Origin of the sequence: uncultured Bradyrhizobium sp., assembly GCF_936928535.1 — a bacterium.
Lineage (GTDB): Bacteria > Pseudomonadota > Alphaproteobacteria > Rhizobiales > Xanthobacteraceae > Bradyrhizobium.
Genome location: NZ_CAKZHY010000165.1, coordinates 1 through 11,591, shown reverse-complemented (window position 1 = coordinate 11,591; position 11,591 = coordinate 1). Strand labels below are relative to the sequence as shown.

The 11,591-nt window shown below is 64.2% G+C and carries 12 protein-coding genes; 5 read left to right on the top strand and 7 right to left on the bottom strand.

Translation table 11 applies throughout. From position 1 onward, the window contains the following. Window positions 1–29 precede the first annotated feature (29 nt). Window positions 30–1,760 (bottom strand): cation:proton antiporter, encoded by a 1,731-nt coding sequence (locus Q0687_RS30505; RefSeq protein ID WP_298885160.1) that lies wholly within the window; start codon window positions 1,758–1,760, stop codon window positions 30–32. A gap of 67 nt (window positions 1,761–1,827) precedes the next feature. Here Q0687_RS30505 and Q0687_RS30500 point away from each other — a divergent pair, with 67 nt between their 5' ends. Together Q0687_RS30500 and Q0687_RS30495 are read left to right on the top strand one after the other, a co-directional pair. Next, the gene (locus Q0687_RS30500; protein WP_298885158.1) at window positions 1,828–2,355 is read left to right on the top strand and encodes a DUF3124 domain-containing protein; all 528 of its coding nucleotides are present in this window, start codon (window positions 1,828–1,830) and stop codon (window positions 2,353–2,355) included. Window positions 2,356–2,550: 195 nt separating this feature from the next. After that, complete coding sequence (locus tag Q0687_RS30495; RefSeq protein ID WP_298885156.1) at window positions 2,551–3,783, top strand: PLP-dependent aminotransferase family protein; 1,233 nt, start codon at window positions 2,551–2,553, stop codon at window positions 3,781–3,783. Between the two features lie 220 nt (window positions 3,784–4,003). Here Q0687_RS30495 and Q0687_RS30490 read toward each other — a convergent pair whose 3' ends face one another. Beyond that, entirely contained in the window at window positions 4,004–4,276 is a 273-nt protein-coding gene (locus tag Q0687_RS30490; RefSeq protein WP_298885154.1) for a helix-turn-helix domain-containing protein, read from the bottom strand. A gap of 157 nt (window positions 4,277–4,433) precedes the next feature. Here Q0687_RS30490 and Q0687_RS30485 point away from each other — a divergent pair, with 157 nt between their 5' ends. Both Q0687_RS30485 and Q0687_RS30480 read left to right on the top strand, forming a co-directional pair. After that, a complete protein-coding gene (locus tag Q0687_RS30485) occupies window positions 4,434–4,898 on the top strand; it encodes a hypothetical protein (RefSeq protein WP_298885152.1) in 465 nt (154 codons plus the stop codon). A 93-nt stretch (window positions 4,899–4,991) separates the two neighbouring features. Then, complete coding sequence (locus Q0687_RS30480; protein WP_298885150.1) at window positions 4,992–5,210, top strand: hypothetical protein; 219 nt, start codon at window positions 4,992–4,994, stop codon at window positions 5,208–5,210. 302 nt (window positions 5,211–5,512) lie between these two features. Here the strand turns inward: Q0687_RS30480 and Q0687_RS30475 are convergent, their stop codons facing one another. The 5 genes from Q0687_RS30475 to Q0687_RS30455 form a co-directional block, all read right to left on the bottom strand. Further along, entirely contained in the window at window positions 5,513–6,331 is an 819-nt protein-coding gene (locus tag Q0687_RS30475; RefSeq protein ID WP_298885148.1) for an aldo/keto reductase, read from the bottom strand. A 278-nt stretch (window positions 6,332–6,609) separates the two neighbouring features. Continuing rightward, window positions 6,610–8,172 carry an alkaline phosphatase D family protein gene (locus Q0687_RS30470; protein WP_298885146.1) on the bottom strand — a complete coding sequence of 521 codons (1,563 nt, stop codon included), beginning with the start codon at window positions 8,170–8,172 and terminating at the stop codon, window positions 6,610–6,612. A gap of 318 nt (window positions 8,173–8,490) precedes the next feature. Beyond that, window positions 8,491–8,910 carry a hypothetical protein gene (locus tag Q0687_RS30465; protein ID WP_298885135.1) on the bottom strand — a complete coding sequence of 140 codons (420 nt, stop codon included), beginning with the start codon at window positions 8,908–8,910 and terminating at the stop codon, window positions 8,491–8,493. A gap of 108 nt (window positions 8,911–9,018) precedes the next feature. Beyond that, window positions 9,019–10,020 carry a nitronate monooxygenase family protein gene (locus Q0687_RS30460; RefSeq protein ID WP_298885134.1) on the bottom strand — a complete coding sequence of 334 codons (1,002 nt, stop codon included), beginning with the start codon at window positions 10,018–10,020 and terminating at the stop codon, window positions 9,019–9,021. A 62-nt stretch (window positions 10,021–10,082) separates the two neighbouring features. Beyond that, entirely contained in the window at window positions 10,083–10,820 is a 738-nt protein-coding gene (locus Q0687_RS30455; RefSeq protein WP_298885133.1) for an SDR family oxidoreductase, read from the bottom strand. 154 nt (window positions 10,821–10,974) lie between these two features. Here Q0687_RS30455 and Q0687_RS30450 point away from each other — a divergent pair, with 154 nt between their 5' ends. Then, window positions 10,975–11,439, top strand: coding sequence for a helix-turn-helix domain-containing protein (locus Q0687_RS30450; protein ID WP_298885132.1), 465 nt, complete (start codon window positions 10,975–10,977; stop codon window positions 11,437–11,439). Window positions 11,440–11,591: the final 152 nt, after the last annotated feature.

Below are 11,591 nucleotides of genomic sequence, written 5' to 3'. Positions count from 1 at the left end.
TCGGCCGGGTGGAAGACGGCTGGCAGCCGTCAGGGCAGCACTTCGCGCCGCTCGCCAAGCCGAGCATCGAGCTCTGCGCGCTTATCGGCCAGCAGGCCGGCCTGGGCCGCCTCGATCACCGTAAACAATTCATGAGCGTCGCTGAGCCGGGTCACGGTGACGTAGCTGGCGCCGGCCGCATAGAGTTCGCCGACATCGGACAGCAGATCGGCCGTGCCGACGATCAGGGCATTCGGGTTGAGGGTGCGGACGTGGCGGACCAGCTTCTCGTTGCTGGCGCCCTTCAGAAGCGCGTCCGGCACGCTGAGGATGATCATCTCGGACTTGCCGATCCCGGCATGCAGCAGCGTGTCGACGTTGCTGATATCGCCATAGATCACGTGCAGGCCGCGCGAGAGCAGGGTCTGGTACACATTGGGGTTGAAGTCGATCACCGTGATCTGCTCCAGCAGCACCGGGGCCTGCCGCTCGATCTCGGCAAGCAGCGCGCTCGCCGCACGGAAAAAGCCGAGGATGACGATGCGGCGCGCTTCGCCGTGGCCGCCCTCGTGTCCCTCATCAGGGTGGCCGTTGCCATGGTCGAGATCGCGCAGGCCGATCCGCTTGAGCGGGCCGATCGCCCAGCGGGTGATCTCGTCGCTGCGCGTCATGACGAAGGTCGACAGCACCGCCAGCACCACGAAGGCGAACGAGGCCGCATTCGCCGTTTCCGGCGCGATGTGGTTGTCGGCGACGCCGGTCTGGATCACCACCAGCGAGAACTCGGAGATCTGCGCCAGATTGATCGCCGGCAGCAGGCTCGCGCGCAGGCCCTGCTTCATCAGGTAGAGCGGCGTGAAGGTGGTGACGAGGCGGCTCACCACCGTGAACGCAGCGATCATCAAGGCCAGCCCGATTACCGAAAGACCGGGCACCGGAATGGTCATGCCGAGCGCCACGAAGAACAGCGTGATGAAGAAGTCGCGCAGCGTCGTGACCTTGGCCGTGACGTCGAGCGCGTAGGGAAAGGTCGAGAGCGAGACGCCTGATATCAGCGCGCCCATCTCGCGGGAGAGCGACAGCTGCTCGGCGGTCTCGGCGACGAGAAAGCACCAGGCCAGCGCGCCGAGCAGGATCAGCTCGGGCCGCCGCGCGATCTGGTGGAACAGGCGCGGCAGCACATAGCGGCTGACCAGCAGGGCGGCCGCGACCAGCACCGCGACGCGGCCGATCGAGACCAGGATGACGCTGACCTGCAAATCCGCAAGGCTCGGCTGCACCGCCAGGAATAGGATCGCGAAGATGTCCTGCAGCACCAGCACGCCGAGGGTGATGCGGCCGGGCAAGGTGTCGAGCTCGCGCTTCTCGTAGAGCACCTTGACGATGATGACGGTCGAGGACAGCGCACAGGCGATGCAGAGATAGAGCGCATCGAAATGGCCGCCGCCGAGCGAGAGCCCGAGACCCGCAAAGAACAGGATGCCGAGCAGGCAGCCGCCGATGAGCTGGCCGCCGGCCGCGAACAGGATCACCTTGCCGGCCCGCACGATCTTCTTCAGGTCGATCTCGAGGCCGATCATGAACAGCATGAAGATCAGGCCGAGCTCGGAGATGACGCTGATCGATTCCTGCGACTTGACCCAGCCGGCGCCGAATGGACCTATGCAGAAGCCGGCGATAAGGTAGGCCAGGATCAGCGGTTGCCGGGAGAAATGGGCAACGAGGCCCAGCATCCAGGCAAACAGGATACAGAGAGTGATGTCGCGAATGAGTTCGTGCATGCCAGATCAGTCCGTTTTGCCGCACCCTAGAGACCGGGTGCAGCGCGGCAAACGAGCAATTCGTCACATGCGGGCGGGCCTCGCCGCTGCAATGCTGCTATGCCCCCTCGCCTTCGCCGGACCGGCCTCCGCGCAGCCCAAGGTAAACCTCGAGCAGACCTTCGCCGATTCGCTGACGGCAATGCCGAAGGAGGAACTCGCCGTCACCGGTGGATTCTACGTGCCGGCCTATTCCAGCGTGGCGATGAGCCAGGGCAAGCTGCGGGTGGATTTCTCGGTGACGCTGAGCGTCCACAATGCCTCCGAGACGCAAGCCCTCGTGGTCAGGCGCATCGCCTATTTCGACACCGCGGGCAAGCAGATCGAGAGCTATCTGAAGGCGCCTGTCGCCGTGAAGCCGCTCGCCACGATCTCGATCGTCATTCCGACCGACGACGTGCGTGGCGGGACAGGGGCGAACTTCATCGTGGACTGGGCCGCGACGGGGGAGATCGCCGAGCCTGTCGTCGAAGCCTTGATGGTTGGCGGCGTCGCCAATGCGCATTACGCTTTCATCAGCCAGGGCCGTCCGACCAGGACGGTGGGCAAGAAGTAAGGCACAAGCCCGAAAACAACCCCATGCACAGTAGCCCAATCCGCAAAATCATTGGCTTATTCGCTCCACGCGACAAATTTCGCATTTTACGAATTATGTTTGACCCGTCGGGCAAAACACTGGCATGATGGCATCATCGAAATCGCAGTCGGCACCAGACCGGCGGCTCAATAAGAAACCAACGAGGAACACCCCATGACGTCCAGCTTCGATTTCGCGCCTCTGTTTCCCGCAGGGCTGCCGGCCCCTTCTGCGCGCTGGACGGGCCTTGCCAAATACAGCTTCGTCGGCGGCAACAACGATTCCGAACAGCTGCCGCTCGACGCGCTGATCGAGGCCGCCACTCAAGCCCTGCAACGCGAGGGCCGGTCGCTCTCCACCTACGGGCTGGCGCATGGCCCGCAGGGTTACCTACCCTTGCGCGAATTCCTGGTGACAAAGCTGAAGCGCGATGCCGGTATCAGCTGCACGGCCAACGATCTCATGATCGTGTCCGGCTCGCTGCAGGCGCTCGACCTCGTCAACACCACGCTGCTGTCGCGCGGCGACACCGTGATCGTCGAGCAGGAAACGTATCAAGGCGCGCTGCAGCGGCTGACGCGGCTCGGCGTCAACACCGTCGGCATTCCCCTCGACGACGACGGCATGCGGATGGATGCGCTGGCCTCGACGCTCGCCGAGCTGAAGGGCCGCGGCATCCGGCCGAAATACATCTACACCATTCCGACCGTGCAGAATCCGACCGGCAGCATCATGCCGGAGAGCCGCCGCGCCGAATTGCTGCGCCTGTCGGCCGAATATGGCGTGCCAGTCTTCGAGGACGATTGCTATGCCGACCTGGTCTGGTCCGGACAGCGGCCGCCGGCGATCTACGCGATGAGCGGGAATGGCGGGGTGATCCATGTCGGCTCGTTCTCGAAGTCGATCGCGCCGGCGCTGCGGGTCGGCTTCATCGTGGCGCCCTGGGATGTGATGTCGCGGATGCTGGCGCTGAAGACGGATGCCGGCTCCGGCGCGCTGGAGCAGATGGTGCTCGCCACCTATTGCAAGCCGCATTTCGCGAGCCACGTGCCGGCGTTGACCAAGGCACTTCGCACCAAGCTCGACACGCTGATGGAAGCCCTGAACGAGCAATTCGGGACCGCGGCCGAGTTCGAGGCTCCCAAGGGCGGCATCTTCCTGTGGGTGAAGCTGCCCGACCAGGTCGATACGCTCAAGCTCTACCAGGCGGCGCTCGCCGCCGGCGTTGCGATCAATCCGGGGCCGGAATGGTCGACCAATAAGGGCTACTCCGGCTCGCGGCTGCGGCTGTGCTTTGCCAGCCCCTCGCACCAGCAGATCCGCGAGGGCGTCGCGGTACTGGCAGAAGTCTGCCGCAAGGAGTTCGGCGTGCCCGCTCGCAGCGCCAATGTGGAGAAGCGGGCGTGAGGTCCGCTTAAAGCGGGATGTGCTTAGGTCGATCGGACGGCCGCGAGTTCGGTGCACCTCTCCCGCTTGCGGGAGAGGTCGGCGCGCAGCGCCGGGTGAGGGTTCTTTCCTCTGGGGGATTGTCCCGTTGCAGATATACCCTCTCCCTAACCCTTCCCCGCAAGCGGGGGAAGGAGCGCACCTCCCTTGGCGCGACATTCGAATCTAATCTCATCATGCCCTAGGCAGCCTGGGGCTGGCTACCATGGATCGCGGAGGCAAGCCGCAGCAGCAGGACGATCGAGACGTTGCCCTTGCCGGCCTCGATCTGGGCGATGTAGCGCTCCGAAATCCCGGAGCGACGGGCCAGCTCCCTGCGGGACAGCTCGCAGCGGGCGCGCGACGACTTCAACCGCTCGCCCAACTCGGCCAGAAACGCGGTCTCGGAACTGGGCGGCGCGGCACGGCTTCCCGGCAGCACCTCGCCCGCGAAATCCATCACTTGATTCAGCATCGCTCTCACCACGTTCGCCTTCGGGAGCGCCATCCTACCCCTGATAGCTCCGGTCTCATTGACGCGGATCAAATTCGCGCGCGGTGGAGGGCTGCCGTGGACGATCCGCCGCGGGATGCTACAATTTGGAATTCTTCGAGGCGGGGCCTTTCAGGACATGACGCGTTGTTTGAGCCGCTGGACCACGGCGGCGATGCTTTGGATTGCGTTCGCGCCCCTCGCGCATGCCGAAACGCTCGCCGCGACGGTCGAACAATGGGGCCTGCTCGGCTCATGGGCGATCGACTGCACGGCCCGACCGAACCGCGACCAGGGCGCGCTGCTCACTTACGAAATCCGCGGGGATGGCCGGGTGATGTACCGCCGCAACTTCGGCGACGCCAAGGACGAGAACGAGGTCGTGTCCGCCACCGTCAACGCCGAAGGCCTGCTCGCCCTGACGGTGTACTTCCCGTCGCTGCGCCAGACGCGCGAATTCGGAGTGATGCTTGCGAAGGACGGCAGCCTGCGCGCCATCTACAATCGCAGCGAGCGGGGCGAATACACGATCAGGGACGGCAAATACGTCAAGACCGGCGCGCCGACGCCTCCGCAGCAACGCTGCACTCAGCAATCGTCCTGATGCTGAACATCCATTCAGAATTCTCTTCCCGTTCCTGCGGAACGTTCACGCGAATGCGCAGTTTAATTTTGCATTCGATTGGAGGAGGACATCATGAAGAAGCTTGGTTATGTCGTTGCCGCTCTGGGTGCGCTCGCGGTTGCGGCGCCCACGCTGGCAAGTGCTGAGACTGTGATCGTCAAGCACGGCCATCACGGCATGTACGGCGCCCGCGCCGAGTTCCGCGAGCATCGTGACAATGGCTGGCATCGCGGCTGGCACCATCACGACCGCGTTGTGGTGATCAAGCGCGGTCATCGCCACTGGGACTAATGCGCTGACGCGATATGGAAATGGCCCCCTTTTCGGGGCCATTTCTGTGCGTACGTTCTCCCCTGCGAGAAGGACATCGCAATAGCATTTAGCGCGATCTGAGCGCGCGCCTCGTCCTTCGAGACGACCGCTTCGCGGTCTCCTCAGGATGAGGCTAAGCAGCATCGGAGCTCCTCAAAATCAGAGCCGCACATTGGATCCTCATCCTGAGGGCCCGCCAGCGGCGGGCGTCTCGAAGGATGGCCACAGCGAATCGCTCCCATATGCGATCGCGCTTCCACAGGGGAAAAGGATGACAGCGACTAATCCCATGCCGGTCCGAAGCCCGGATTGACGCAGCGCTTGTCCTTCGGCAGCGCGGCGATCTTCTGGCGATCGGCATCATCCAGCTTGATCTTCAGCGCATCGAGATTGGTCTGTTGGCTCTCGCGGCGTGATGCCTTCGGGATCGCGGCGACGCCGTCCTGGTCGAGCAGCCATTTCAATGCGACCTGTGCCGCGCTCGCATTGTGCCTGGCGCCGATCTCGGCGAGCACGGGGTCGGTGGCAAAGCGTCCCTGCGCCAGCGGGCAATAGGCGACGAGCGGGATCGATTTCGCCTTGAGATAGGCCAGCACCTTCGATTGATCCAGCATCGCATGATATTCGATCTGGTTGCAGGCGATCGGCGCCTTGACGTCCTCGACGGCAATCTTGAGCAGCGCGGTGGTGAAATTGGCGACGCCGATCGCCCGCGTCCGCCCCTCCTCTTTCAGCTTCATCAAGGTCTCGAACACAGCGCCCCAGTTCGCCGATCTCGACGGCCAGTGCACGAGATAGAGGTCGACATGGTCGAGCCTGAGCTTCTTCAAGCTGGCGTCGAAGGCGCGGCGGATCGCGTCCGGCGCCAGGTTCTCGTGCCAGACTTTCGTCGTGACGTGCAGTTCGCCGCGCGGCACGGAGGCCGCCGCGAGCGCGGCACCGATCGCCTCCTCGTTGCCATACATTTCGGCAGTATCGATATGCCGGTAGCCGATCGACAGCGCGCTCTCGACTGCGGCGCGGCAGACATCGCCCTGCATGCGGAAGGTGCCGAGGCCGAGCTTGGGCATGCTGATGCCCTGCGTTTTCAGATTGTCCATTGAACAGGCTCCCTGAGGTATTTCAGCCCGCCGGATGCGCGCGGCGATGCCGCGTGAGCAGACTCTTCGGTGATGGAAAAGAGGTGGCGGGAACGGCCATCATAGCGCGGCCGGCGCGGGGGAGCCAATCAAGATCGGGTTAGGCGCTGGGGCGCGCAATGCTTCCTCATCGTCATGGCCGGGCCTGTCCCGGCCATCCACGCCTTGCGGCACGAAGAACGTGGATGGCCGGGACAAGCCCGGGCATGACGACTGGGGCTGAGAGTGGCCCGCCCTCACTAATGCTGCGCCACAATCGCGGGACGAGCCTGCGGCTGCGGCTGGATATCAACCGACCAGAGATCGCGGTTGTCGACGTCCTTCAGGGTCACCGTCATCACGCCGCTTCGGCCGTCGATGTCGACGCGGCCGAAGAACTGCAGGCCGAAGCACGGTGCGAGATTGTCGCCCTGGGCTTCGCTGCAACCATTCCGGTACATCGCCACGGGACCGAACGTGTTGTCGAGCTCGCCTGGGCCCCAGGTGCCGGCATGGAGCGGGCCGGAGACGAACTCCCAGAACGGCACGAATTCCCTAAACTGCGCCTTGTTGGGATCGTAGTAATGCGCGGCGGTGTAGTGCATGTCGGCGGTGAGCCAGACAATGTTGCTGATACCAGCGCGCTTGATGAATGCGAGCAGACCGGCGATCTCGTGCTCGCGTCTATCGGGCGGGCCGTCGCCGAGCGCGACGGCATCGAGGCTGATCAGCCCGATCGGCAGATCGGCCGCGATCACTTTCCAGGTCGCGCGCGAGGCGGCAAGCTCGCGCTTCAGCCAGGCGAGCTGCTCGGCACCGAGGATCCAGCCGCGATGATCGTCGCCCTTGTTCCAGAGGTCGTCGCGGTAGCTGCGCATGTCGATCATGAAGACATCGAGCAGCGGGCCGTAAGCGATCTTGCGATAGACCCGCCCCTGCCGCGCGCCGATGTCCCGGATCGGCATGAAGTCGAAGAAGGCACGGCGCGCCCGCGCGACCAGGCGCGGCGTGCCGTCGTCCTCATAACCGGCCTCGTCATAGCTGCCGGTCGGCGACCAGTCGTTGGTGACCTCGTGATCGTCCCATTGCGCGAACATCGGCACCTCGGCGTGGAAGGCGCGAAAATGTTCGTCGAGGTGATTGTATTTGTAGTTGCCGCGGAACTGCGCCAGCGTGTGCGCCACCTCGGATTTCTCCTCGGTCACGAGGTTGCGCCAGATCTCGCCGTTCGGCAGCTTCTGCTCGGACGGAATGGTGCAGTCGGCATAGATGTGATCGCCGGAGTGGATGAAGAAATTCGGGCGGTTGTCCAGCATCGTACGATAGCAGCGATAGCCGCCGCGCGCGATGTCGATACCCCAGCCCTGCCCCGCGACGTCGCCCGACCACAGGAACGAGATCGACTGCCCAGCTGCCGGCGCGGTGCGGAAATGACCGTTGCGGCTTTCGCCAGCGATGCCGGTCGCGATGTCGTCGAAGCGGACGCGATAGAAGATGTCTTGCCCGGGCGGCAGATCGTCGAGCAGAAGTTTCGCGGTGAAGTCTGCGTCAGGCAGAGCGTCGCGCGAGGCGGACGCGATGATGGTTTTAAAACTTTCGACAGTCGAGCATTCGACTTGCATCCGCGCGGGCCGGTCCGCGCGCGCCCAGATTATCGCCGAGCCGTCCGAGACGTCGCCCGACTGGATGCCGCCCGCGATCTGCGGGCGGTCGGCGGCGCGGCTGATGCGGGGCGTTGCGAGCGAGGCGATGGCGAGAGCGGAGGTGGAGCGGACCAGAAACTGTCGCCGGGTCCATGCGCGCGAGGCGCGGAGCGTTGCCATCAGGGAAACCTTCGTCGAATCGCGACGGAAGGTGCCTGCGCCGTTTGACGGCTGGCTTACGGTTTCTTGACTCCGAACCTACGGTTTTGCGACGTGGGGATGACGGTGTTGGGCTGCTTCAGCGCAGCCACGATGCATACGCGCTTTTGAGCGACCTGCGCAAACGCCTCGTCCTTCGAGACGACCGCTCCGCGGTCTCCTCAGGATGAGGCTAAGCGGCATCGGCGCCACTGAAACAGCTGCCGCACACTCGGCCCTCATCCTGAGGGCCCGCCGAAAGGCGGGCGTCTCGAAGGATGGCCACAAGCGAGTCTCGGACTAGTGCTTCCAGTTGCAGATGCCGCCGGAGCGACACGGCCAGGTCTGGATGCGCGTGTCCATCGCCTGCGCGTCGAGCGGATTGCCGTGGCGATGCGCGAGCTTGGTGCGGGCTGCGCCGCGCGGCTGTGCGCTCCTGGTGTGAGCGATCTTCGGCTCGGACACGCGCACGCGTTCGGCCGCGACCTTCTTCGGCACGTCGACCGGCTCAGCGCGGGCCTGCGCCTCATTGCCGTCCTTCGCCTCCAACGCAACGGGAGCGAACTGCGTCTCGGGCCCGAGCCGCTTCGGCGACAGCACGGCCTTGGAGAGATCGAGACCGAGATATTCGTCAGGCTTGTAGTCGTCAGCGCGCGCGATACCGCCCCATGCGACCACGAGGGCAAAGGCAACCGCAAAAGGAACGCTTTTCAGGACCACGGACGCCTCCTGAAATTGATGAGTTAAGGAGTAATTTACTCCTATTTAGGAGGCGTCGCGGGCAATTCCAGCGGCCAAGTGCCGCCGTGGTTAAGAAGTTTGGCGGTGTCAGGCGACCTTTCGCGTCGCACCCGTCCCATCCAGGAACCCCATCAGCCTGTTGCGGATGATCTGTTCCGCCTCGCTCATGATGCGATCGACGAGTTCCTTGCAGGAGGGGATGTCGTGGATGAGGCCCGCGACCATGCCGCAGCTCCAGGCGCCGGCATCCATCTGCCCGTCCAGCATGATCTTGGGATAGACGCCCGCGACCTGGTCGTGGATGTCGTCGATGGTCAGCTTGGCGCCCTTCTCACGCTCGATATCGAGCAGGCGATCGACGTTGGCATTCTTGAGCACGCGCTCGGTGTTGCGCAAGCTTCGCATGATCAGGCGGGTGTCGAGCTCGGTTGCCGCGACCAGCGCGTTCTTCACATTCTGATGCACAGGGGCTTCCTTGGTCGCAATGAAACGCGTGCCCATGTTCATGCCGGACGCGCCCAACGACAGGGCCGCGACGAGGCTGCGCCCGTCCGCCATGCCGCCGGAGGCCACGAACGGGATCTTCAATTCCTCCGCCGCGCGCGGCAGCAGGATCATGTTGGGAATGTCGTCCTCGCCGGGATGGCCGCCGCACTCGAAGCCGTCGACGCTGACGGCGTCGCAGCCGATCCGCTCGGCCTTCAGCGAATGACGCACCGAGGTGCATTTGTGGATGACCTTGATGCCGGCCGCTTTCAGCGCCGGCATGTATTGCTCGGGGCTGCGGCCGGCGGTCTCCACGACCTTGATGCCGCCCTCGACGATGGCCGCGATGTATTCCGGGTAAGGCGGTGTCGCGAAGGTCGGCAGGAAGGTGAGGTTCACGCCGAACGGCTTGTCGGTCATGTCGCGGCAGCGCGCGATCTCCTTGGCCAGCAGCTCCGGTGTCTTCTGGGTGAGGCCGGTGATGATGCCGAGCCCGCCGGCATTGGAGACGGCGGCAGCCAGTTCGGCAAAGCCGACGAAATGCATGCCGCCCTGGATGATGGGATGCTCGATGCCGAACAGTTCGGTGATCGCGGTCTTCACTAAAGTACCTCCCGGAATTTTGCTTGGGTTGGGTTCAGTCTAGCCGGACTCTTGCGCCGCGGTCACCATTTCTCGCCGAACGGGCGGATCTCCATCTCGAAGGTCCAGGCGCTCCTGGGCTGCTGATAGAGCTGCCAATAGGAGTCCGCCACCGCCGACGGCGGCATCAAGAGATCAGGATTGTCGAGCGCGTTGGGGCCGAGCGCCTCGAGCCGGCGCTGCCGCACCCATTCGGTGTCGACACCGGAATCGATGATGAGATGAGCGACGTGGATGTTCTTCGGGCCGAGCTCGCGCGCCATTGCCTGCGCCACGGCGCGCAAGCCGAACTTGGCGCTGGCAAACGCGGCAAAGCCGCTGCCACCGCGCAACGACGCGGTCGCGCCGGTGAAGAAGATCTTGCCGCCGCCGCGCGCCAGCATCAGCCGCGCCGCCTCGCGCCCGGCGAGGAAGCCGGAATAGCAGGCCATCTCCCAGACCTTGCGAAACACCCGCTCGGTGGTGTCGAGGATGGGGAAATTGACGTTGGCGCCGACATTGAAGATGCAGACCTCCAGCGGCGCATGCTTGTCGGCATCGCCAAGGAAGGAGATGACCTCCTCCTCCTTCCGCGCATCGAGCGAACGCGCGTGGATCTCGCCGCCGGCGGCTTCGATGTCCTTGACCAGCGGCGCCAGCTTGTCGCCGTTGCGGCGGCCTGCGTAGATCGAGAAGCCTTCGGCAGCGAACTTCTTGGCGATCTCGGAGCCGATGAAATCGCCGGCCCCGATCACGGCAGCTGTCGCGTTTCGCTTGGGCAAGGTTGCCTCCTCCGGTGAGAGTATCTGATTGGAGCCGAGGCTATAGTTCTAAAATAGAACTGTCAAATATCGCAGCTAAATGCTAGCCTTCTCAAGAAATAGTACTGATCGTTCAAGTCAGTTCCTTTTTCAGACTTAGATCGGAGACGGGATCATGAAGTGGGACACGCTGGACGAGGAGCAATGCTCGCTCTCCCGCACTGTGGCCGCGGTCGGCGACCGCTGGACGCTGTTGATCCTGCGCGAATGTTTTCTGCGCGTGCGTCGCTTCGAGGCGTTCCAGTCCTCGCTCCAGATCACGCGACACTTGCTCTCGGAGCGGCTGAAGAAGCTGGTCCGCTTCGGCATCCTGCGCCGCGTGCCCTATTCCGAAGCGCCGAAGCGCTACGAATACATCCTGACGCAGAAAGGCCTCGACCTCTATCCCGTCATCATGGCGATGGTGCATTGGGGCGACACCCACATGGGCGACGAGCGCGGCCGCCCGCTGCTGCACGAGCACAAGAGCTGCGGCAAGCTGTTCGACCCAGTCATGGTGTGCTCGGAATGCGGCGAGCCGCTCCATGCCAAGCAGGTGCATGTGCATGCGGGGCCGGGGCGGAAGGAAGCGGTGGGGTGAGTGGCGCCGAGTCCAGGCGGCGAGTTCCGTCATCCCCGCGCAATGGCGAAGCCATTGTCGCTGGAGGTGCGAGTGACGCGATGCAAAGCGTCGCGTCGGGAGCCTCGAAGGATGAACGGCCGAGATGCAGCCGGGCCGTCGCCCTTCGAGGC

What these genes read in the sequence shown, in the direction of transcription:
- Q0687_RS30505 (WP_298885160.1), bottom strand. Translation starts at nt 1,760, where the DNA reads ATGCACGAACTCATTCGCGACATCACTCTCTGTATCCTGTTTGCCTGG.
- Q0687_RS30500 (WP_298885158.1), top strand. Translation starts at nt 1,828, where the DNA reads ATGCGGGCGGGCCTCGCCGCTGCAATGCTGCTATGCCCCCTCGCCTTC.
- Q0687_RS30475 (WP_298885148.1), bottom strand. Translation starts at nt 6,331, where the DNA reads ATGGACAATCTGAAAACGCAGGGCATCAGCATGCCCAAGCTCGGCCTC.
- Q0687_RS30450 (WP_298885132.1), top strand. Translation starts at nt 10,975, where the DNA reads ATGAAGTGGGACACGCTGGACGAGGAGCAATGCTCGCTCTCCCGCACT.
- Q0687_RS30490 (WP_298885154.1), bottom strand. Translation starts at nt 4,276, where the DNA reads ATGCTGAATCAAGTGATGGATTTCGCGGGCGAGGTGCTGCCGGGAAGC.
- Q0687_RS30495 (WP_298885156.1), top strand. Translation starts at nt 2,551, where the DNA reads ATGACGTCCAGCTTCGATTTCGCGCCTCTGTTTCCCGCAGGGCTGCCG.
- Q0687_RS30470 (WP_298885146.1), bottom strand. Translation starts at nt 8,172, where the DNA reads ATGGCAACGCTCCGCGCCTCGCGCGCATGGACCCGGCGACAGTTTCTG.
- Q0687_RS30480 (WP_298885150.1), top strand. Translation starts at nt 4,992, where the DNA reads ATGAAGAAGCTTGGTTATGTCGTTGCCGCTCTGGGTGCGCTCGCGGTT.
- Q0687_RS30485 (WP_298885152.1), top strand. Translation starts at nt 4,434, where the DNA reads ATGACGCGTTGTTTGAGCCGCTGGACCACGGCGGCGATGCTTTGGATT.